Source organism: Gardnerella bretellae, from assembly GCF_048545135.1.
Taxonomy (GTDB): domain Bacteria; phylum Actinomycetota; class Actinomycetes; order Actinomycetales; family Bifidobacteriaceae; genus Bifidobacterium; species Bifidobacterium greenwoodii.
The window spans coordinates 1-23,106 of the sequence record NZ_JBKQXU010000003.1; the positions used below are offsets into that span (position 1 = coordinate 1).

Here is a 23,106-nt window from a genome sequence, read left to right on the forward strand (position 1 = left end):
GCTGAGCAGCAAGAGATAAACTTACACCAAACCGCGCTCAAAAGCAAATCACACCAACACAAACACCCCAAAACCATTGAAACAAAGCCAAAACATCGGCGTGTTGAAACAACGCCAGCAACGCACAAACAAATCGCAATCACGCAAATAACAGCAAATACGCCGAAAAAATAATCAAAGAAATAATCAAAATATCCAAAACACGGAGTGTTGCGCAAAATATAAAAAACAAAATAGATAAAAACTCAGCAAAAACAATATGCACAATATATATGCGCACAATATATATGCGTGCTATATATATGTATATGAGAAATAGCGAGAAAAATAGCAAGAATAACGCACACCATCATATTGTTGTGCTAACAGGCGCGGGAATATCTACTAGCGCGGGCATTCCAGATTTTCGCGGACCAGACGGCGTATGGACCAAGCACCCAGAACAAATGAGCGTTTATGATATAGACGCATTTTTAAGCAGTAAAGAGGAACGCATATATTCTTGGCGATGGCAAAAAGAGTCGCCAGTTTGGAACGCACAACCGGGAACAGCTCACAAGGCACTTGTAAAACTCGAGCAGGCAGGCATGCTCGACCTTATAGCCACACAAAACTTTGACGCACTTCACGAAAAAGCTGGCAATAACCCAGACATCATAGTGAATTTGCACGGAAGCATTGGAACATCGCACTGCATGAGCTGCCACGCGAGCTATAAAACTGCCGATATTATGGCAGATTTAGACGAGCATCCAGATCCGCATTGCAGGCGCGCACTACCGTACCGCGGAAATATGCCTTGCAATGGTCTGATTAAAACAGACGTTGTATATTTTGGAGAAGCACTTCCCGAAGGCGCTATGGAACGCAGTGCGCAGGCAATTGTGAAAGCGGACGAGCTGTGGGTTATTGGCTCCACGCTAGAAGTATTTCCAGCTGCTTCTCTCCTACCGTTAGCCGCGCGTGCAGGAGTGCCAATTACGATAATGAACCTGGGAGCTACGCAATACGATTATTTGGCAGAGCGTATTATTCGCGAAGATATTGCGAAAGCTCTGCCAAAATTAGTAGACGAAACTATTGCAAAGTAATTATTGCGAAACAATTATCACAAATTAATTATTGCAAAGTAACAGCTATACCTTCCCAAGGCGAAAGCGTGCCATTTTTAAGCGATGTAAGCGCATGATTTACGTCGTAGGTTGTAACCATTACGTTATGCTCCGTAAAGCTGTTAGAAAGGCGATTTTGCAGCATTTTCGCACTTTCTGCAGGAATAGGAACAGTTGATTCTGTCATATTAACCATTACGAGCATGCGTTCTGTAGATTCTGCATTAGATTCCGCAGAATCTTCCTTAGTTCCGCAATCAGCTTTAAGCTCACGCACAAAAGCGTACACGCACTCGTCGTCTGCATCAACCAAATTCCAAGAGCCTGTGGAAACAATCGGCTCAGAATGGCGCAAAGCAATCAAATACTTGTAAAAAGCATAAACAGAATCCGAATCTTCCATCTGCTCAGCTGCATTAATGTCTACGTAGTTAGGATTCACACTAATCCACGGCTCCGCATTGTTTAGCGACGGAACATTAAAAGGCATGAATCCCGCGTATTTAGAAGCATTCCACTGCATTGGAGTTCGAGAATTATCGCGACCGCGCTTTGCGAGCGCATCCATCATAGACTCCGCCGACTGAATATGCGCTTCTTCTACGCGCTGCTTAAACATGTTCAACGCTTCCAAATCACGATACTGCTCGAGACGAGTAAAGTGCGCGTTAGTCATACCAATTTCTTCACCTTGATACACGTAAGGCGTGCCGCGATGCATGTGAAGAAGCATTGCAATTGCCTTAGCGGATCGCACGCGCATCTCATCGCTAGATTCACTTCCCCAGCGAGAAAGCGCACGCGGCTGATCGTGATTATTAAAGAACAGGCTCGCCCAACCAGCATCCGCTACAGCTTGCTGCTGCTCAGCCATTACGCGCTTTAAATCAGTCAACTTTAGCGGCACAGGATTCCACTTCGTGCCGTTTTCGCAATCAATATCTACGTGATTGAACAGGAACAGCATGTCGAGTTCGCTGTGAGCAGGATCCGTAATATATGTGTTGCGATGCGGAGAAATTCCTGGAGCCTCACCAACAGTAAGATAACCTTCGCGCCCTTCGAAAACTTCTGCACGCATCTCGCGCAAGAACTCGTCTAAACGAGGCCCGTCCGAGCAGAATGGGAATGGCGACGAATATCCGTCAGCACCAGCTGGAAAATCTTCAATTGTGCAGCCATCTTCACCCGGCAAGCGACCTTCAGAATCAACATGCTTTGAAATCTGCGTAATAACGTCCATGCGGAAGCCGTCAATTCCGCGATCCATCCACCAATTCATCATCTTGTACACTGCAGAACGAACCGCAGGATTTTCCCAATTCAAATCTGGCTGCTTTGGCGAATACTGGTGAAGATAGTATTCTCCGCGCTTCGGATCGTAAGCCCACGCTGAACCTCCAAAATACGAGCCCCACTTATTTGGCTCCGCACCCGGCTCTCCTGGAACATGGCCTTCACGCGCAGGCCTCCACCAATACCAATCCACATAATCACTTGAAGCATCTCTTGAAGCTTGGAACCAAGCATGCTCGTCAGAAGTGTGATTTACTACTAAATCCATCACAACTTTAAGCCCGCGCTCGTGAGCGCCAGCCAGAAGCTCGTCCATATCTTCCAAAGTGCCGAAAAGCGGATCAATATCTTGATAATCGGAAATATCGTAGCCGTTATCGTCTTGTGGGGACTTGTAAACAGGGCTGAGCCATAGCACGTCAACGCCTAAATCAGCCAAATAATCAAGGCGCGAAGTAATTCCCTTCAAATCACCAATGCCGTCGCCGTTAGTATCTTGGAAGCTTCGCGGATAAATCTGATACACAACTGCATTCGCCCACCAAGGGTTTGGCGTAGCGCCGTTTGTGCGCACGGATTCTGGCAAGTTTGCTCTGTTAAAAGTCGTCATACATTCCCCATTTATTTACGTAAGTAAGTATTTTATTGCGTATTTTCTATTACGAATAATTTTATATTTAATAGTATTTATAATTTTAGACTCTAAATTCTAGCAGAATATCAGATATTGCACAGCTAATAAAAAAGCGGCCCGCAGTAAAAACCACGAGCCGTTCCTCCTTCTCATTCATGGAACGAATTAGAATGCTCTCCAAATCACTGCTGATGATGCAGCTTGAATGCAAGTTCCGCCAAATGCACGCCGTGAGTTAGGAATTCGTGAGTGCGGCAAACATAGTCGTTTTCGCGACCAAGTTTCGCAATATAACCGTTGATGTAATCGACTTCCGTTTCGCGGCCGCGGCTCATATCTTGGTACATAGAAGGATAGTGCAAAGGATTTGCCACGCGACTTACGTAATCGATAGCTTCCATCTCCTGCTGACGCGTATTAACCATTCGAATTCCGGCGCGATCACACACGTCATACGCTTCGTTAATAAGCTGTCGAGCCATATCCATAGCGCCTGGGTAAGAAATAAACTGACCCATTTGAATCTGATACATAGTGCACAAAGTATTAATTACGGAATTAAAAATCACCTTTGCCATGCAAGTACCCTTGAAATCTTCCGTAATAGTAGGGTTCAATCCGGCAGCCTTAAAGTCGTCTCGCATAGCAAGCTCAACATCACTCACCTGCTCATTAAGCGCGCACATATTCATGGTTCCAACGCCGACTTTACCAATAAAATCAACGTCTCCCGGGCCGTTCAAAACGGTTGCAATCATGGCAGTTCCGCCATAAATATGATCATCCGGGAAGTACTGCTGCAACTTTTCAAAATGTCCCCAGCCATTCATTGCAGCAAACACAACCTGATGCTCTTTGAACAAATGCTTGCAACGCTCCAACATTTCCGCAAGCTGCATTTGCTTCATAAATACAATCCACACGTCTGGATCGCCGTCGTAATCTTCAGGCGTATACATATTAATAGGCACCAAATGACGGTTTTCATGGTCTCGGCTCACCATCACGCCGCCCTGCTCGCGAACTTTATTCACATTTTTATCCCAGGCATCAATGAAATCAACATGAATGCCAGCCGTTTCCTGCAACAAAACGCCATAGCGATATCCCATAGCTCCCGAACCGATCATTGCATATTTCATGCCACTCATAGTGACACCTCCTTTTAGATAAAAATGTGCTTAGGCGAGATTCATGCGTTTTACAGGAATTACGTCGAAGCGACTACAAATATTGCAAAAGCAAAAGTAAAAACGATTGCTTTTTGTTTTTATAGCATATTACTCAATTCGCGGAGATTGTCAAAAAATTTTCTAATTGCGTTTCTTATGGCGTTTCTAATTAAAAAATTATTCAGTTTTAACGGTGATTTTCAAAAAAGTTTCGCAAAACTTGTGCACACTCAGATTCACAAACCGAACCAATAATTTCCGGGTAAGATCCAACGTGTGGGTCTCGCAAAATATCCCATACAGACCCGCAAGCACCCAACTTTGCATCCCAAGCACCAAAAATTACGCGGCGAAGTCTAGTTTGTAAGATTGCTCCAGCGCACATAGGGCAAGGTTCAAGAGTTACTACCAAAGTGCAGTCAGATAAATTCCAAGATTTGCGCGAAGAAGCAGCAGATTTCATAGCAAGAACTTCCGCATGAGCTAAAGGATCGTGCATTCCCTCACGTAAATTTGCTCCGCGGCCAATAATATTTCCGTCACCATCAAGCACAACTGCACCAACTGGAACTTCTCCAGCCTTAGCCGTTTCGACCGCCAATCGCAACGCTTCATTCATTGCGTAAGTAACGGAATCATCTTTTTTGTTCATAAAACCGACTCACAAAACACAAAAAATCACAAAAGACCAGAAGTAATATCGTGCAGCAAGAACCACTTGCGAATATCACCAAGTTCTTCCATATGCACAGCATGATCAAGACCTTTGTACCGCTTTTCCTCAAGCCACGTGTGCTCCTCAAGCCAAGCGGCCGCTGCTGAAAATTCATAAGGCGGAATCACATCATCTTCTAAACCGTATCCGAAAAATACAGGCGTATTGTGCTCAGCTAAATCGTTATCTTTCAAAGAAATTTCAGATGCAGAAGCAGGAACGCTAGGTGCTATAAACCCAGAAAGCGCAACAGACGCGCGATAACGAGCAGGATTTAATCGCAACACATGAACGGCTAAAGCAGCGCCTTGCGAAAATCCGAACGGCACAATATCACGATTTTCTGGAATATTTTCACGCACCCACTCGTCTATTGCGACTGCAGCAGCATACATGTCATAATCTAAATCTTCTCGCTGCGGCACAGCGTCATGAAACCAACTGTACGCACCTTGCGCAAGTTTAAGCGGGGCGCGCAATGAAATCGCATCGTTATACGGAGCTACGATTCGCAATAAATCTAGTAAATCTTCTTCGTTAGAACCCCATCCGTGCAAGAATAGCAGCAACGGATGCGTTGGGTGCGCGGCAGCGTTACCTTGTGAATATTGTGCGTGCGTTACTTTTATAGGTTCACCAAAACGACCCGGCACTACGTGAGATTCGCGACCAATATGCGGTTCGTAAGAATTGATTTGCGCATTATTGCGATTTGGTTCATCGTTAGTAGACATAGTAGTCATTGCCTCACCGCCGCTTGTATAAATTGTTACGTTACAAATCTTTATTTTAATAAATATTTTGTATCAAATCATTATGATTTTCTCATTTACAGCATACACATATAAAAAATTAATTAATAAAAATTAATTAATAGAAATTTAAAGAATGAATATTTTGATTTTAGTAACTTTCGAATTAAAAAGCAGAGTATCGCAAATTCAGTACGATTTGATAATTTATCAGACGTCTGACGAATTGTAACGTGCTTACTGTAACATACAAAGAAAGCCAATTCAGCCGCGATTTCAAGGAGGATATCATGCTGAAAACTGAATTCGTTGTAGGCGCGTACGCGTCACTGCCAAAATCACGCGAAGAACAACAACAATACTACGATTTACTCGGAAGTCAAAACTGGGTTGCCGGAACAGAAATCCCATACCCGGGCGATTTAGCAGATTCGCAAACCCGAGAATGGCTAGCAAACGCAATACCATCAAACTGGCACAAAAACACAATAACCGCAATTCCCGGAACAATGCGGCATATAAATTTTGATCCCGATCCAGAATTTGGCTTAGCAAGCCCGAGCGAAGAAGGGCGACTTCGCGCAATCGACTTCTTCAAAAATATTCGTAACGCAATAGCTGATTTTGCAAACCTTCGAAACAGCTGCGATATTTCGCATATTGAAATACACACGGCACCAACTCGAATAGCGCGCGCGGACGCAATGAAAAAGTCACTAGACGAGCTCGCGCAATTAGATTGGCTTGGAACAAAGCTCGTAATAGAACATTGCGACAGGTATATTGAAGGGCAAAATCCAGAAAAAGGCTTCCTTCCGCTCGAAGACGAAATTCAAATTGCAAAAGATGCAGGAATTGGAATCACAATTAATTGGGGTCGTAGCGTTGTTGAAGAACGCAATGCTAAAGCCGCTATAAATCACGTACGCGAAGCAAGAAAAGCTGGAGTGCTTAAGGGAGTAATGTTCTCGGGAGCAGGCCCAGAAGCTACGCAATACGGGTACGAATGGATTGATGGACACTTGCCTATGGCTCCAGACGAGCCAACGTCCTTAATGACTCTTGCGGAAATTCAGGAAACTGCGCGCGAAGCTTTAAAAGACGATTATTTAATCGACTATTTGGGTGCAAAAGTATGCGTACCGCAAGATTCCAGCGTTCCAGAACGCTTGAACTATTTAAAGCATATTTACGAAGCTGTAAACGCAACACAAATTGCGTGAATTAAAAACTCAATCAATCAGCAAATAAAATATATTTCTACGGATGTGACTTATGAACGAAATAAAAGATTCTCGCTCTACATATCTTGCTTTTGACATAGGCGGAACAAAAATAGCTTACGGATTGGTTACATTACCGGAGTCGGCATGCAGCAAAAATATTGCAGATGCGGCTGATACAGCAACGGCAAATATTGCAGATGCTGCAGGTTGCGTTATTCCGTCCGTGCAAGAATACGGTTCAATACCAACCGAAGCGTCAAAAGGCGGCGAAAGCATAAAAAATCGTTTAGTAGAACTAGCGAAACAAATCCTGGAAAAAGCGCAAAAAAATGGCAAAACCATTAGCGGAATCGGAATCGCAGCCGCAGGAGTGCCGAATAGTAAAACTGGCGAAATAGTTGCAGCAACAGACATTCTTCCCGGTTGGCGCGGACAGCGAATTTACGACGCGTTTAAAAGCATAACTGATTTGCCAGTTTATATGATTGGAGACGTTGGCGGACACGGACTAGGGGAAGCTATTTACGGAGCTGGGCGCGGAAAATCAATCGTACTTTCCGTTGGAATAGGAACCGGCGTCGGCGGCGCAATTATTATAAACGGCAAACTTTTTACTGGAGCACACTCAGTTGCCGGTCACGCCGGTCACGTTGTTAGCGATTTGGGAGTTGGATTCGAATGCTCTTGCGGAACGCACGCTGGGCATATTGAGCCAGTTGCGTCCGGAACTGGTCTTGCAACTTTATACAACCATAATTTGCCTGCAGGTGTTCAAAAAGCGAAAAACGGGTACGAAGTATGTGTTTACGCAAACGAAGGTCAACCGCACGCTAAAGAAACGCTTGCTAAAAGCGCAAAAGCATTGGGAGAATGCATAGCTGGAATGGCGAATCTTATAGACCCGGATGTTATTGTGCTTTCGGGGTCTGTTGTAGAAGCAGGAAATATTTGGTGGGATTCAATGCGAGCTGGATTTGAAGATTCTGCTTTAGATTTGGTTAAAAGCACGCCGATTTTTAAGGGAAAGCTTGGTGGCACAGCTCCGCTTATTGGTGCTGCTTTCGCCGCTTTTACAGCTTCTCAAATTTGAAATATTTTTAAAAAGGAGAAAAACTATGAATCCTGTAGTTGAAAAAATTAAGGGCGGCTTAATTGTTAGCTGCCAAGCTTACCCTGGGGAGCCGCTTAGGCACCCGGAAACAATGGCACAAATGGCAATGGCTGCCGTAGAAGGCGGCGCTATTGGAATTAGATGCCAAGGATTGTCGGATATTTCCGCGATTAAAGGTCAAGTTGACGTTCCTGTAATCGGCATTTGGAAAGATGGCCACGATGGAGTTTATATAACACCTACTTTGCGTCATGCGCGCTGCTGTGCGGCGGCTGGAGCAGATATTATTGCGATTGACGCAACTGATAGGCCGCGTCCAGACGGGCTTACTTACGAGCAGACTGTTAGCGCTTTGCACAATGAGGGCATAGTAGTTATGGCTGATTGCGGAAACTTCGATGACGCTAAACGCGCTGCGGATTGTGGAACGGATATTATATCTACTACTTTGGCTGGTACTTCTCCAGGAAGACCGAAAACAGACGGGCCTGATTTTGAACTTTTAGGCCAGATTTTGCAAGCTTTCCCAAATTACCCTATTATTTGTGAGGGGCGTATTCACACCCCTGAGCAATTGCATGAGGTTATGCAAATGGGCGCGTGGGCTGCAGTTGTTGGGACGGCAATTACGCATCCAACGTCAATTACGCGTTGGTTTGCAGCAAAGCTTTAAAAAGAATAAATGAATTTTCACAATCTCGACACACGCACAACTTGACATCAGACATCAGACCTCTTATGTTTAAAGTAACGTGAAAATCACACGAGCGCATAATTGAAAACTATTCACATTCAAAGATGAAATGTGAATCAACAAACTCAACGGTGAGGAGAAAACATGAAACGGATTAGCTCAAAGCTAACCACTGCAATAGCTGCAGGCCTAGCCGCATTAGTTATGCTATCTGGCTGCGGTGGAGCAAAAAATAAGTCAGCAAAAGCACATACTGCTGTAAAAGATACGATTACAGCTCAAGTTGCGTACGCAAGCCGCGATTTCGCACCATCTACAACCTCTGGCGCGTTGCCAATGGCAGCAAACTGGCATGTTACGGAGCCACTTTACGCTCTTGACTACAGCAACTTTAAAGTTTTCAACGCACTTGCAAAAGGAGAACCAAAGAAGATTTCCGACACCGAGTACGAAGTAACCATTCGCGATGCCGCTAAGTTCTCGGACGGAACAGAAGTAACCGCAAACGACGTAGTATCCTCATTCAAGCGCACAACCGCGCAAGGAAGCCTCTACATATCAATGCTCGACTTCATTGATTCCGTAGAAGCAAAAGACAATCGTCACGTAATCTTTAAGCTAAAGAAAGCCTTCCCACTGTTCAAGCAGCGTCTCGCTTTGATTCAAATTGTTCCAACCGCAAAGTCGGATGCAGACTTAAAGAATCAGCCAATCGGATCCGGCCCATGGAAGTACGTATCAATCACCGATAACCAAGTAAAGTTTGAGCGCAACGATTTGTACAACGGCAAGTACAAGGCACAAACCAAGAACATGGTTTGGAACATAACCGTTGACGATACCGCTCGCGTAACTGCTATGCAAGGCGGCAAAACAGACGTAATGGAAATGGTCCCAGCACAAGCCTTCAATACTTTGAAGTCCTCCGGTTCTGAACTTAAAACCGCTCAGGGCTTCACTCTCCCATTCGTTATGTTCAACACGAAGCAGAAGCCATTCGACGACAAGCGCGTGCGCCAAGCTGTACTCTACGCAATCGACGTAAACAAGCTCATAGCAAACCAAATGAGCGGTCAAGGCGATCCTGCAACAAGCTTCTTGCCGAAGAATTACGCAAACTACCATAAGGCAAAGAACGTATACACCAAAAACATCGACAAAGCAAAGAGCTTACTCAAGGAAGCCGGCGTAAAAGGACCTATCAAGTTCACCCTTTACACAACCGACCACACTTGGATCACCCAGCTCGCTCCGCAAATCAAGAACGATCTTGCTGAAATAGGTATGGACGTAGACATTCAGTCTATGAAGTCTTCCGCACTTTACCCATCAATCACCGATCGCGACGACGCAAACTACTCGATGGTTTTGGCACCAGGCGACCCATCCGTATTCGGAAACGACCCAGATTTGTTGATGAGCTGGTGGTACGGAGACAACGCTTGGACCCGTCAGCGCACATTCTGGAAGACTTCCGAAGGATACGCAAAACTTCACAATCTTATGGACAAGGCTTTGGCAGCTAGCACACCAGCCGAGCGCCAAAAGTATTGGAACCAGTGCTTCGACTTGATTAGCGACGAAGTTCCTCTGTACCCACTCTTCCACCGCAAGACTACGACTGCCGTAAAGAAAGGCTCTTTGGCAGAGTGGAATGCAATCGGCTCTACCGGCATCAACCTTGTAAAAGCAAAGCTTACAAAGTAGGTGCAGAACCAGAAGTATTAAATAAACGTCAACCCCCTAACCTCTAACCGCAAAACCGGCCCAACTGTTTACCTTTCTCGCTTCTGTGCAGACGGGCCGGTTTTGTTATAAAAATAACAATTTCTTCAATGGATGTGTGGATGTCTTATGAGTAATTTTCTTAGACTTTTAGGTAGGCGACTAATTGCCCTGCCGTTCATGGCATTCGGCGTTACGTTCCTCGTATTCTTCCTTATGTCATTTTCAAAATATGATCCAGCAGTTGCAGCTTTAGGCGAAAACTCGTCTCCGGCAGCGCTTGCAGCTTTCCGCCACGAAATGGGCTACGACCGCCCGTGGTGGGAACAGTTCGGATCCTACATTCTTGGTCTTTTCCAAGGAAACATGGGTGTTTACGGCGTAAATAAAGACTCCGTAGCAGAACGCGTTGCAGAAGCATTCCCAATCACTCTGCAGCTAACTTTCATCGGCTTATTAATTGCAATAATTTTTGCAGTAGTGTTTGGCGTTTTTGCAGCACTTTACCGCGATACTTGGGTTGACCAAACAGTTCGAATTCTTTCGATTATTGCAATTGCAACCCCATCCTTCTGGCTTGGTGTTCTTTTGATTTACGTTCTTCAAATTAAGCTAGCTTGGCTCCCAGGTTCCGGCGATTTTGTGCCGTTCTTTGAAGATCCAGAAGCATACATGGCAAGAATGGCAATGCCTTGCTTCGCACTAGGACTTCCAGTAGCCGGCCAGCTTACGCGAATCATACGAACCTCAATGGTAGAAGAATTGGATAAAGATTACGTACGAACCGCAATCGGCGCAGGAATTCCAAAAAGCGTAGTAGTTGCTAGAAACGTATTCCGCAACGCCCTAATCACCCCAATTACAACTTTGGGCATGAAGATTGGTTACCTTATGGGTGGCGCAATCGTTATTGAGGTTATTTTTGCTCTGCCAGGAATGGGCACGGCAATGTTCGATGGCATTAACGGCAACCAGCCAATGCTTGTGCAAGGCGTTGTACTGGTTGTTGCAATCGCATTCATCTTCATAAACATCATTGTTGATTTGCTCTACGTATTAATCAACCCAAGGATTAGGACGGTGTGACATGCTATTTGGAAAGAATCAGGTAGTAGATGCCGCATCAAAGCCAGGCATCAAGTTTAATAGATTTAACAAAATGAGCTTAGGCTCCAGAATTGCGTTCATTGTGATTGCGCTTCTAGCATTTTGCGCTATTTTCGCGCGATTTATAGCTCCGTGCGATCCAGTAAAGATTACGCAAAACTATCAAGCTCCAACAGGTGCGCATTGGTTTGGTACCGATAACCTTGGCCGTGACGTGTTCTCTAGGGTTATGTACGGCGCACGTTATTCGCTTGTAATTGGCTTGTCATCTGTGCTTTTCGCACTGGTTGTGGGAGCTATCATCGGCTCAATCGCAGCAGTAAGCCGCACCTGGATTGCTGAGCTTATAATGCGATTGATTGATATTGTAATGTCCATTCCAGGAATCGCATTAGCGGCCGTATGCCTTGCAATTCTTGGACAATCCATGATTGGCATCATCATTTCTATCGGCGTGCTTTACGTTCCACAAATCGCAAGAATTGTGCGAGCAAATATTATAAGCGAATATGGAAAAGACTACGTACGAGCAGTAATCGTTTCTGGCGCTCGAGCACCATGGATTTTACTCAAGCATGTAACCCGAAATATTGCAGCTCCAGTTATGGTGTTCACGACGCTTTGTGTTGCAGACGCAATCGTTTTCGAAGCCTCGCTTAGCTTCATTAACGCAGGTATTCCAGAGCCAACTCCAACTTGGGGCAACATTTTGTCTTCCGCAAAAGCGGGCGTTATCTTTGGATACTGGTGGCAGGCATTGTTCCCAGGCCTTGCGATTATGATTACCGTTCTGTGCTTGAACATTCTTTCTGAAGGAATTACTGACGCAATGGTTGCGGCACCAACCGCTCCAGTTTCTAAGACTGCAGCCGACGCTGATGCAGCTCGTAAGGAAGACAGGATTCTTACTGACCCAGTTGCAGCATACAAAGAGCAGCACGCAGCTTTGGTTGAATCTCTTGCGAAACTTCGCGAAGCTGAACTAAAGCGCACGGATCGTTTGCAGCCAATGTCTACAGAGCCTCCAGTTATTGAGGTTAAAGACTTGTGCATTCAGTTCCCACGCTACGGCAGCGTAAATGTTGTAGACCACTTGAGCTTCTCTGTTCGCCCAGGCGAGACAATGGGCTTGGTTGGTGAATCTGGTTGCGGTAAGTCAATCACTTCGCTGGCGATTATGGGCTTGCTTGATCCAAAAGCTAAGATTAGCGGACAAATCCTGTTTAATGGCAAGGATCTTGTAAAGCTTAGCCCAAAGGAGCACAATGCTTTGCGCGGCCACGAGATTGCAATGGTTTACCAAGATGCTTTGTCTTCCTTAAACCCATCAATGCTGATTAAAACGCAGATGAAGCAGCTAACTTCTAGAGGTGGCACTCGTAGCGCCGAAGAGTTGTTGGAGCTTGTAGGCTTGGATCCAAAGCGCACGCTTGAATCCTACCCGCACGAGCTTTCTGGCGGCCAGCGTCAGCGCGTGTTGATTGCAATGGCACTTACGCGAGATCCAAAGTTGATAATCGCAGATGAGCCAACAACCGCTTTGGACGTTACTGTTCAAAAGCAGGTGATTGACCTTCTTAACGAATTGCGCGAAAAGCTTGGATTTGCAATGGTGTTTGTAAGCCACGATTTGGCTCTTGTTGCCAAGGTTGCGCACTCGATTACCGTAATGTACGCAGGCCAGGTTGTTGAGCAAGGCTCCACTAAGGAAATCCTAACCGACCCGCATCACGAGTATACGCGTGGTTTGCTTGGCTCCGTAACCTCCATTGAGGCTGGTGCTCCAAGATTGCACCAGGTTCCAGGAACGGTTCCAAGCCCATCCGACTTCCCTAAGGGAGATCGATTCGCTCCTCGCTCTTCTCATCCAGATCAAGGACTAGACGTGCGCCCAGTAATGAAGCGCATTCCAGGAACGTGGCACTTCTACGCCGCACCTCCAGAGTCTGAAACTGATGCACCTTCCGCAATTTTGACCGCCTCCGATCAAGGAGATGTGCGATGAACATGAATGTTAACGAAACAAACAAAGTACAGAACGAAAATGGCGATGTTCCAATCATCGAGCTGCGCGACGCCGAAGTGGTGTTCACTACTCGAGCAGGATCTGGCTTATTCCATAAGAACAAGATTACAGCCGTAAACAAGGTAAATCTTAAGCTTATGCCAGGCAAGACGATTGGTATTGTTGGTGAATCTGGTTGCGGAAAGTCTACTACTGCAAACATTATGTGCGGACTCCAGCAGGTTACGAGCGGCAAGGTTTTGTTTAAAGGGCAAGACGTTACGCACCGAACCGCAAAAGAGCGCATGGATATTGGACGCGTGGTTTCCGTTGTGTTCCAGGATCCAGCAATGGCTTTGAATGCTCGTATGAGTGTGATTGATCAGCTGATTGACCCGCTTGTTGTGCACAAGATTGGAAGCAAAGCTGAGCGCGATGCTAGAGCCAAGGAGCTAATCCGAATGGTTGGTTTGCCTAACTCTGTTCTCGGCGCTTTGCCAGGTCAGCTTTCTGGCGGCCAGCGTCAGCGTGTGGCAATCGCTCGTGCGCTTTCGCTTAATCCAGATGCAATAATCGCAGATGAGCCAACTTCTGCTTTGGATGTTTCTGTGCGTGCTCAGATTTTGAATCTTCTTTCCGACTTAAAGAAGAGGCTGAATCTTTCCATGGTGTTTATTAGCCACGATATTCAAACAATCCGCTACATATCCGACGAAGTCGTTGTTATGAATCACGGAACGATTGTTGAGCGAGGCGAAACGCATCAGGTTATTAACAATCCTCAAAATGATTACACGAAGATTCTGATGGGAGCGGCACCGTCGCTGTTGCACCCAACGGAAGAAGAGTGCAAGTAAGGTGCGTTAAATAAATCCACACAAAATCTTGGGCGGATCACTATCCCTCACAACAAAATTCAAGCGAGCCGCCCATCTCACTCAACTAAATTACGAAAACAAAATATTAAACAGAAATTTTAAATTCGAAATTTAATATCGAAATTTAATATCGAAACTTTAAGCACGAAAGAAGTGTAATTATGACTGAAAAATTCCACGGCGTTATTCCTCCAGTTGTTACGCCATTAACTGCAGACGGCGAAGTAGACGTTGTTAGCTTTGAGCGCTCACTTAATCGCATGATTGATGCTGGAGTAGACGGCCTGTTTACACTTGGCTCTTCTGGCGAAGTGGCATTTAGCACAGATAAGCGCCGCCGCGAAATCATTGAAACCGTAATGCGCATTGTTGACGGCCGTGTGCCAGTTTTGGTTGGCTGCATTGACACGGAAACAAACCGCGTAATTGAGCACGCAAAGGAAGCCAAGGAGCTTGGGGCTTCTGCAATCGTTGCAACAGCGCCATTCTACGCACTCGGCGGCATGGCAGAAGTTGAGCGCCACTTCCGTCTTATTCACGAAGCTGTTCCAGATTTGCCATTATTTGCTTACGACATTCCAGTTTGCGTGCACACGAAACTTCCTGGCAATTTGCTTGTAAAGCTTGGAAAAGATGGCGTGCTTGCTGGCGTTAAGGATTCTTCCAACGACGACGTGTCGTTTAGGTTCCTTGTAGACGACAACAACAAGGCTGGCCACCCATTGACTTTGCTTACGGGCCAAGAGGTTGTTGTTGATGGAGCATACATGGCTGGCGCAGACGGCTCTGTTCCAGGACTTGCAAATGTTGAGGCCACTGGCTACGTGCGCATGTGGAAGGCTGCTCAGGCTGGCGATTGGGCAACGGTTAAGAAGGAGCAGGATTGGCTCGCTGCTTTGATGCGAATCGTTACTGTTCCTAGCGGAGTGGCAGGCTTTGGCGCTGGCGTTGGCGCCTTTAAGACTGCAATGGCATTGCTTGGCGTGTTTGACACAAACCAGATGCCAGATCCAGTTTGCCCACTTAAGGGAGAAAATGTTGAAGCCGTGGCTGGCGTTCTTAAGGAAGTTGGCTTGACTTTGGCAAAGAGTCCGCAAGAAGTGAGCGATTCCACTAAGTAGCGACTTAAGCGCGTATCTTAAGTGCGTATCTTAAGTAAAAATCATAAATAATCATAAATAATCTAATAAAGCCTTTTATTTATGGTGCATAGTAAGTAAATAGTGTTGCGGTGTGCGTTAATTCGCATGCCGCAATGCTAATAATTGCTTAAAGCTTTAAAGGAGAAGCAAAGATGGCAGAAGTTATTATTGTAAAAGATCAGGATGAAGCTGGCGAGCTCTACGCAAAAGCAGTTGTAGATTTGATTAGTCGCAAGCCAGACGCAGTACTTGGCCTGGCTACAGGGTCTAGCCCATTAAAAGCCTACGAGCATCTTGCAAAGCTTGTTAAAGAAAATAATGTTGACGTTAGTCGCGTGCGCGGATTTGCGCTTGACGAGTACATTGGATTGCCATTAGAGCACGAGCAGTCCTACCACAGCACAATCCGCAGAACCGTAACCGACTTAATCGGCCTAAACCCAGATTTAGTGCACGTTCCAGGAGATGTTCTTAACGGAGCGCCATTAAGCGAAGGCAGCAAGATTGCGCACGCTGGAGCTGACTACGACGCTGCTATTGCTGCTGCTGGTGGAATCGACGTGCAAATCTTGGGAATTGGCTCCGACGGCCACGTTGGATTCAACGAGCCGGGATCTTCGCTTGCGTCTGGAACGCGCGTAAAAACCTTAACTGAGCAGACTCGTGTAGATAACCGCCGATTCTTCGACGGAGATATTAACCAGGTTCCAACTCACTGCATAACCCAAGGAATTGGAACGATTTTGCGCGCTAAGCATCTTGTTCTTCTTGCGTTCGGCTCAAATAAGGCAGATGCTGTAGCTGCAACGCTAGAAGGCGGAGTAAGCTCGCTATGCCCAGCTTCCGCGCTTCAAATGCATCCACACGCAACCGTGATTATAGACGAAGCGGCAGCAAGCAAGCTTAAGTTGGCAGACTACTATCGTTGGGTGTACACAAATAAGCCATCTTGGCAGGGAATCTGATAGATCCGATACCTCTGATAGATAAGTCTAAAATTAAGTAACGTATTCAAAAGCACAAACGCAGGTGGGTTAAATGTCAAAAAATGCATACTTAGATGCCGTAAATAAGATTGATGATTCACTAAAATCAAACGAGGGGCGCAGTTTTGTAGTGCGAAACGTTAGCGTTGTAGACGCGCGCGGAATTGTTCCTAACGCTTGGATTTTGGTTAAAGATGGCGTGATTTTAGAAACGGGCATTTTAGACGAAGACCTTGCGCTGGCGATTAATGCTTGCGGCTTGCGCGCATCTGACTTAAATGTTGTAGACGGCGGTGGCTATTTTGCTGCGCCAGGCTATATTGATTTGCACGCTCATGGAGCCTGGGAGCATTCGTTTGACGACGGTGCCGAAGGGATTGCCATTGCGCGCGCGTATCACATGCTTCACGGAACAACTAGGCAAGTTCTTAGCTTGATTACAAATCCTCTTGACGTAATGCAAGAGAATTTGCGCACTGTTAAGCGCGTTATGCAAACGCGACCAGATGTGCTTGGATCTCACTTAGAGGGGCCGTTCTTGGCGCTTTCTAGAAAAGGCGCGCACGACCCTAATTGCCTAGTGGACCCTACTCCCGAGCGTGTTGAGGCGCTGCTTGAGGCGGCGGATGGCACTTTGCGCCAGATTACTATTGCTCCTGAGCGTGAACATGGCATGGAGGCTATTAAACGTTTTGTTGACGCTGGCGTAATCCCAGCCGTTGGCCATTGCGATGCGGATTATCAAACTGCTCGCACATCTTTTAACGCAGGTTCCACGCTTATGACACACATGTTTAACGCTATGAACGGCATTCATCACCGTAAGCCAGGTCCAATTCCTGCAGCCTTGGAGGATTCGCGCGTCACGATTGAGCTTATTAACGACGGCTTCCACGTTGAAAATCCCGTTTTGCAAATGGCGTTTAATGCCGCTCCTAATCGTATTGCGTTTATAACAGACGCTATGGCCGCCACCGGTTGCGCGGATGGCTCTTATAAGCTTGGAGCACTTGACGTTCAGGTTACAGACGGTCATGCAAGGCTTGTTTCTAATGGAGCTATAGCGGGGTCTACTTTAACGTTAGACGTTGCAATTAAGCGCGCTGTTAAAGAGCTTGGCATTGGCTTGCCGGCGGCAATTGCGGCTGCAACTCTCGTTCCAGCCCGCGCTCTTGGGGTAGATAAGCAGAATGGTATAACTAACGCGCCTTTGGGCTTGGTTGAAAAGGGTTACGCAGCCGACTTACTTTTGCTTAATTCTGGGACTTTGGCCGTCGAGCACGTTTGGCTAGAAGGCAATAAAATTTCGTAACGGAAATCGTGTCGTTGCGATTAATCGTGATGCTGTAGTACTCAGGCATCACCATTGAAGATGGAAGAACCGCTCTCTAAACTAGAGCGGTTCTTCCATCTTATAGAATGTATGTGCTTCAGCGCTTTTGCAGTCTATTAAGCAAAATCGACTGAATTGGCTCGTAATGGCTATTTACAGCCTGCCTATATCCGTCTGCGTCTCCCGCAATAGCAGTTTTAAGCATAAGTTCATGCGCTCTAGCGGTTTTTTCAAGCTCGTCCGAAACTTCCAGCCCCAATTGTGGTAAAACAGCCATATGCACAAGCCACAAGCATCGCACAAATTGCTCTGCAATCGTATTGTTTACCGCGCGCAAAATGCCCGTGTGGAAAGCAATGTCTTGTTCCAAGAACGTTTTTCCAGCATGCGCCTCTTTTGTCATTGTTTCCGAAAGCGCTTCCAGCTCTGGATGCTGCGTTCCCTTAAGCGACTCAACAACTTTATCCGCGCATCCAAGGTCTAGGAATTTGCGCATTTCTACAACGTTACTCAAGTCTTCAAAATTCTTATTAATGGAGATTAAGGAGCGAAAAGCGAGTGTTTCCACCATTGGGTCCAAAGATAGCGAGCCAACAAACATGCCTTTCCCTTGCTTAACTTCCACAATGTTAAGTGCTTCCAGCTTGCGAATCGCCTCGCGCACTGATGACCTTGATGCGCCAATCAAATTGCATAGCATTGGCTCAGTTGGCAGCATGTCTTTTGGTTGCAAGCGTTCTCTTAAAATAAGCGATCTGATTGCATCCATCGTTTCGTCGCAACGTTTTCTTGCAACAATCGGAGCGGAGTTAGAGCTTGCTTGCAATAACGATAAGCGGTCTAGTGTTGTCATCTCATCGTCTTCGCGGCTGCTAAATGTCTCTTCCATTTTGGCTCCTTTCAGTTTGCGTGAGTCTTCTCTCTTTTATTTCTTCCATTTTTTCGTTTTTGTGTACTTTGTTTTTGAAACCTGTTTGCAAACTATCTTGCCGACAAAGCGAGGAATCTATTGCTGTTATATAAATTCCAGTAGTCTCTTTTTCCCACAGTAGTTGCAAATTGTGTTTATTGCTAGAGGTAAGGCATTGATAAACGTGGTGGAATGGGTTTACGCACACATTTTTTTGCCACGTTTTGCCGCCGTCGAAGCTAAATCGCACAACTCCGCGGCCGCGGTACGGCATCATTTGGCTTGCGTTTGCAAATGCTATGCAGTCTGCGTTTTGCGCGTTTTCGCCGCTGAAGCAGGTTGCGCTCGGCTGGCTGAATATCTCGGGCAAGCTTTGGTCAAAAATCAGCTCGCTCCACGTTTCGCCGCAATCGTGACTAATGGCCTTGCCTACGCAGCCCGAGCGATTTTGATTGCGGAAGAACGCCAGAATATCGCCATTTTTGCGCTCTACAAACACGGTTTCGGAGCTTGTTGCATCGTCGTCTTGCATTGTTGCGGGATCTACGATTTTGCCGCCCATTAATCGCCCTTCGTTAATCATTTTGCCTCGGCGCCACGTTTCGCCGTCGTCGTCCGAAATAAGCGCTCCCGAAGAATAGTGCGATTTGCTTTGGCCGCTGCAATAAAATGGCACGAGTATTCTGCCGTAATGTTTTTCGCTATGCCTAATAATAATTCCGTTCCCTGGGCATACTCCAGCGAAGCTCATCCACGGTTCTTTAACCATGTGGTCAATTAAGCGTGGTGCGCTCCACGTTTCGCCGTCGTCGTCCGAGTAGATTTGCGCTATGTAGCAAGTTTTTTCGGCGAATAATGGCTGACTTTCGCTTGCAATTTCTGGCGATTTCCATATGTCCCACGTGGAACTGTCGCAAGTTTGATTATTGTGCAATCCGCTGCTCAGGTCTCCGCTCAAATCGCCATTTTTTATGCTTCCATCTGGGTAAATTAGCCAGTTTGTTGCGCATTCTTTTTCGCTAGAATTGCATGGCAATTTTACGGCTGCGCTTGCGTCCATTGCCGCCGCGTAGTGGCCACCTAAGCGGTCTATAAGCTTGATTCTTCCGCATGCGTCTACGCCTACAGCTGTTTTGCAATTTGTTAGCCCAATTCCGCCAGGATTAATGTCAATTAATACGTTGATTCTTTCGCTTTTGCCTTCTGGGTCTAAAACAGGGCAGGAGTCGATTGCACTGGCGCCCAGTTTTCCAAGGTTTTTGCCAGGCATGTTGATTACGGTTTGCAAAGGCCCCCACGTTTTGCCGCCGTCCGCAGACCTGCGAATCACAAAGTTTATGTGATTTGGAGCGTCGTTCGAAACGCTTGTTCGCTGGTCTGCTCCCGCGATTAGCGTTCCCATGCGCGTTTTTACAAGCGACGGTATTCTGTAGCTGCGAGAGTCTGCGTAGCCTGTGTCGAATAATGCAGTTGTTACAAGCGGTTTTACTCTTGATATTCTTTGGATTTGGCCTTCGCTTAGCGCACTAAAGTAGATTCCGCCCGTTCTAGCTTCGCCCATTAATCGCACTCCGCGCAGGTTTTCGCCAATGCTTACGGCGTTTAATCCCGTTATGTTTGCAAACCAGAATTGTCCTATGTTGTGCGACTGGCTGTATCCGTCTACGTAAATGTCGATTGCTCCGCGATTTGCGCGAATAATCAAGTCGTGCCATTCGCCGTCGTCAACGCTTGCGGCTGCTTCGATTACGCTTTTTACGCACGTTTCGCTGTCGATTAGCGTGATTTTTATGCCTTCTGGCCCTGCATACACGCTTATTTTTTCGCTAGATTCTAGATTAGTTTTCGTTCCAACAGTTCCGGCTGCAAAAAGCACTCCGTGTTGGCCTGGCCCGCGCAGCCTAAATTGAATGTGCAGCGTTCCGCTGGACTTGCAAGATACGCGTTTTATGTCTCTTGCGCAAATCGTAGGTCCTGCAAACCATATGTCTGGCTGTGCTTGAGTGGCCGAATTTGCGATTTCTTCTGGATTTGGCAAGTGGTTTGAGTAGTAAAAGTCGTAGATTTGCGAAGATTCTGCCTGTACTGCACACACTTCGGCCGCTTTTTCGCTCACTCTTTGCGGTCCAAGATTCGTTGCGCTCGCAAAGCACTGGTATCCGTCTAAATAAAATCGGCTCCCAAAACTTCCGTACGTTATTGCAAAATCGTGTTCTCGCCCATCGCATGCGCCTAGCGCATCTTCCATGTGCAGTGCAATTTCTTTTGCACCGTTTGCGTCGGCGTTATCTTCTAAAAGATTTTGCGCACTAAGCAGGGGAGCATCTTCTTTAATACTTATTTTTATTATTGGAGTTGCGTGCTCTTGATGCGTGGAAGCTTGCGATTTTTGCGCGGGCTTAATATTTAATAAATCGCAATCCGCATTTGCTACAAATTTGAACCCTATTATTCCTTCGTTTTGATTCCCGCGATTCCCGCTATTTTCGCTAGCTGCCGTAATTTTTATTGTGGCATGATTGAATCGCGTGTGTGCCGAACCCCCGATACTGGCAATTTCTTCACCCAGGTTCGTCGTCTTCGTTGAACGACGTTCCATTTTAGTCCTCCATGACCGTAAAAATTAAAACACCAATGTTTTAACACATCTGACGTCTTACGACGTTCACTATTCAGTCTATCATACATTTTTAAGCAAATGCACAATTGTTACACATGATGTTGCAGCCGTTGCCACAAAATAAAAAAGAACGTTGAAAAATCAACGTTCTTAAAGAGTGCGAACGGCGGGACTTGAACCCGCACGAGCATACGCTCACTGCCACCTGAAGACAGCGCGTCTACCATTCCGCCACGTTCGCATACAAAGTGCAAGGCTATCATATTTGATATAAATTCGCAATGTTTAGCCTAGCATTTTGTGGTAAAAACTGCTCTCAGCCTTTTGAACCGTTTTCATAGTAATGAGCAAGAGTCTCATCACGGAACTCTTCAAAATAGCCACCGTCAATAGAAGCTCGAATATCGTCGAGCAGCTTCACGAAGAAACGCTCGTTATGGATTGTTGCAAGCGTAAATCCGTTCATTTCACTAGCGCGCAGCAAATGATCCACATACATTCTGGAATAATGAGTGCAAGTGTAGCAATCGCAGCCTTCTTCAAGCGGACGCTGATCATGCTTAAACTCAGCGCGCTTAACGTTATAACGCCCATGACGAGTAAAAATTGCTCCGTTTCTTCCGCAGCGGGCCGGAGCAACACAGTCGAAAGTATCTCCGCCGTTTTCAACGCAAGCAAAAATATCATCCACGGCTGCAATACCAAGCACGTGGCGTGGGCGATTTTCCGGCATAGCATCGCAAATCCAAGCGCAAGTATCTCCAATAATTCGCTTCTCAATAGCGCCACCAATACCAACGCCATCAAAATCTAAAGAAGCAATCTGCTCGGCCGCATGCCTACGCAAATCCTCATAATTAGCGCCCTGAACAACGCCATATAACGCTTGATACGGCTTACCCACACGCTCCTCGGTTAAACGCTTATGCTCTGCAATACAACGCTTAGCCCAGCGGAAAGTGCGTTCTACTGACTCCTCCTGGTAGCGACGCGTATTCATCAAAGTTGTAAGCTCATCGAAAGCAAACATAATATCCGCGCCAAGCTTGTGCTGTATTCCCATAGAAATTTCTGCACTAAAACGGTGCTTGGATCCGTTAAGAGGAGACTTAAAAGTTACGCCATCCTCGTCAACAAAAGCCATACGCTCCTTACCGGCTGCAATAACATCGTCCGACTTCATGCCGGTAACGTCCATTGCAAGCGTCTTCTTAAAACCAGCACCCAAAGAAAGAACCTGAAAACCACCAGAGTCCGTAAAAGTTGGCTTATCCCAGTTCATAAACTTTCCTAAGCCACCAGCCTCGTCAAGAACATCCGCGCCCGGACGCTCATACAAGTGAAAAGCGTTTGAAAGCATGCACTGAGCGCCCAAATCCTTAATGCTTTCTGGCAACACTGCCTTCATCGCAGCTTGAGTTGCAACAGGAACAAAGGCTGGGGTGTGAATATCTCCGTGAGGAGTGTGTATTACACCAGTGCGCCCGTAGCGAGCGCCGTCACGACCTTTGCCTTCAGCAGTATTGGAAAGTCGCGTTTTATTTGTAAACGAAAATTCTTTGCGGTCACCAGGCTTCCCAGGCTCAGCTCCGCGTGGATGTTCAAGAATACTTGTCATAGCATTTACTTTATTAGAAGGCATGACGATAGCATTAAATAAATTTAATAGTGCATATAAATAAGAAGAT

At 46.2% G+C, this 23,106-nt stretch carries 18 protein-coding genes and 1 tRNA gene; 11 read left to right on the forward strand and 8 right to left on the reverse strand.

All coding sequences use genetic code 11. From position 1 onward, the window contains the following. Window positions 1-308 precede the first annotated feature (308 nt). Window positions 309-1,091 (forward strand): SIR2 family NAD-dependent protein deacylase, encoded by a 783-nt coding sequence (locus ACJV7B_RS02715; protein ID WP_419388924.1) that lies wholly within the window; start codon window positions 309-311, stop codon window positions 1,089-1,091. Between the two features lie 28 nt (window positions 1,092-1,119). Here the strand turns inward: ACJV7B_RS02715 and ACJV7B_RS02720 are convergent, their stop codons facing one another. From ACJV7B_RS02720 to ACJV7B_RS02735, 4 genes are all read right to left on the reverse strand, one after another. Beyond that, entirely contained in the window at window positions 1,120-3,018 is a 1,899-nt protein-coding gene (locus ACJV7B_RS02720; RefSeq protein ID WP_419388925.1) for an alpha-glucosidase, read from the reverse strand. Window positions 3,019-3,224: 206 nt separating this feature from the next. After that, complete coding sequence (locus tag ACJV7B_RS02725; protein ID WP_004136693.1) at window positions 3,225-4,193, reverse strand: ketopantoate reductase family protein; 969 nt, start codon at window positions 4,191-4,193, stop codon at window positions 3,225-3,227. 208 nt (window positions 4,194-4,401) lie between these two features. After that, complete coding sequence (locus ACJV7B_RS02730; protein WP_419388926.1) at window positions 4,402-4,866, reverse strand: nucleoside deaminase; 465 nt, start codon at window positions 4,864-4,866, stop codon at window positions 4,402-4,404. Between the two features lie 26 nt (window positions 4,867-4,892). Beyond that, window positions 4,893-5,663 carry an alpha/beta hydrolase gene (locus tag ACJV7B_RS02735; protein WP_419389017.1) on the reverse strand — a complete coding sequence of 257 codons (771 nt, stop codon included), beginning with the start codon at window positions 5,661-5,663 and terminating at the stop codon, window positions 4,893-4,895. Window positions 5,664-5,971: 308 nt separating this feature from the next. On the opposite strand from ACJV7B_RS02735, the gene ACJV7B_RS02740 reads away from it, so the two are divergent. The 10 genes from ACJV7B_RS02740 to nagA all read left to right on the forward strand — a co-directional run bounded on the left by ACJV7B_RS02740 (window position 5,972) and on the right by nagA (window position 17,867). Then, a complete protein-coding gene (locus tag ACJV7B_RS02740; RefSeq protein WP_004133817.1) occupies window positions 5,972-6,904 on the forward strand; it encodes a DUF4862 family protein in 933 nt (310 codons plus the stop codon). Between the two features lie 52 nt (window positions 6,905-6,956). Then, window positions 6,957-7,997 carry an ROK family protein gene (locus ACJV7B_RS02745; protein ID WP_419388927.1) on the forward strand — a complete coding sequence of 347 codons (1,041 nt, stop codon included), beginning with the start codon at window positions 6,957-6,959 and terminating at the stop codon, window positions 7,995-7,997. Window positions 7,998-8,022: 25 nt separating this feature from the next. Continuing rightward, window positions 8,023-8,691, forward strand: a complete 669-nt coding sequence (locus ACJV7B_RS02750; RefSeq protein ID WP_004126717.1) for an N-acetylmannosamine-6-phosphate 2-epimerase — start codon at window positions 8,023-8,025, stop codon at window positions 8,689-8,691. 165 nt (window positions 8,692-8,856) lie between these two features. Continuing rightward, window positions 8,857-10,419, forward strand: coding sequence for an ABC transporter substrate-binding protein (locus ACJV7B_RS02755; protein ID WP_004136687.1), 1,563 nt, complete (start codon window positions 8,857-8,859; stop codon window positions 10,417-10,419). A gap of 198 nt (window positions 10,420-10,617) precedes the next feature. Further along, window positions 10,618-11,523 (forward strand): ABC transporter permease, encoded by a 906-nt coding sequence (locus ACJV7B_RS02760; RefSeq protein ID WP_004133824.1) that lies wholly within the window; start codon window positions 10,618-10,620, stop codon window positions 11,521-11,523. 1 nt (window position 11,524) lies between these two features. After that, window positions 11,525-13,549, forward strand: coding sequence for a dipeptide/oligopeptide/nickel ABC transporter permease/ATP-binding protein (locus ACJV7B_RS02765; protein WP_419388928.1), 2,025 nt, complete (start codon window positions 11,525-11,527; stop codon window positions 13,547-13,549). After that, the gene (locus ACJV7B_RS02770; protein ID WP_419388929.1) at window positions 13,546-14,406 is read left to right on the forward strand and encodes an ABC transporter ATP-binding protein; all 861 of its coding nucleotides are present in this window, start codon (window positions 13,546-13,548) and stop codon (window positions 14,404-14,406) included. The genes ACJV7B_RS02765 and ACJV7B_RS02770 overlap by 4 nt, the downstream gene beginning before the upstream one ends. 182 nt (window positions 14,407-14,588) lie before the next feature. Then, window positions 14,589-15,548 carry a dihydrodipicolinate synthase family protein gene (locus tag ACJV7B_RS02775; protein WP_308582220.1) on the forward strand — a complete coding sequence of 320 codons (960 nt, stop codon included), beginning with the start codon at window positions 14,589-14,591 and terminating at the stop codon, window positions 15,546-15,548. A gap of 173 nt (window positions 15,549-15,721) precedes the next feature. Continuing rightward, the gene (gene nagB, locus ACJV7B_RS02780; protein WP_004126702.1) at window positions 15,722-16,534 is read left to right on the forward strand and encodes a glucosamine-6-phosphate deaminase; all 813 of its coding nucleotides are present in this window, start codon (window positions 15,722-15,724) and stop codon (window positions 16,532-16,534) included. Between the two features lie 73 nt (window positions 16,535-16,607). Beyond that, window positions 16,608-17,867, forward strand: coding sequence for an N-acetylglucosamine-6-phosphate deacetylase (nagA, locus tag ACJV7B_RS02785; protein ID WP_419388930.1), 1,260 nt, complete (start codon window positions 16,608-16,610; stop codon window positions 17,865-17,867). Between the two features lie 118 nt (window positions 17,868-17,985). Here the strand turns inward: nagA and ACJV7B_RS02790 are convergent, their stop codons facing one another. The 4 genes from ACJV7B_RS02790 to tgt form a co-directional block, all read right to left on the reverse strand. Beyond that, window positions 17,986-18,777 (reverse strand): FadR/GntR family transcriptional regulator, encoded by a 792-nt coding sequence (locus ACJV7B_RS02790; protein WP_004136681.1) that lies wholly within the window; start codon window positions 18,775-18,777, stop codon window positions 17,986-17,988. Then, window positions 18,761-21,397: an exo-alpha-sialidase gene (locus tag ACJV7B_RS02795; RefSeq protein ID WP_419388931.1), complete on the reverse strand. Its 2,637-nt coding sequence runs from the start codon at window positions 21,395-21,397 to the stop codon at window positions 18,761-18,763. The genes ACJV7B_RS02790 and ACJV7B_RS02795 overlap by 17 nt, the downstream gene beginning before the upstream one ends. A 179-nt stretch (window positions 21,398-21,576) precedes the next feature. Then, window positions 21,577-21,659: transfer RNA gene (locus ACJV7B_RS02800), tRNA-Leu, on the reverse strand. Between the two features lie 75 nt (window positions 21,660-21,734). Continuing rightward, window positions 21,735-23,060 (reverse strand): tRNA guanosine(34) transglycosylase Tgt, encoded by a 1,326-nt coding sequence (gene tgt, locus ACJV7B_RS02805; RefSeq protein WP_004136679.1) that lies wholly within the window; start codon window positions 23,058-23,060, stop codon window positions 21,735-21,737. Window positions 23,061-23,106: the final 46 nt, after the last annotated feature.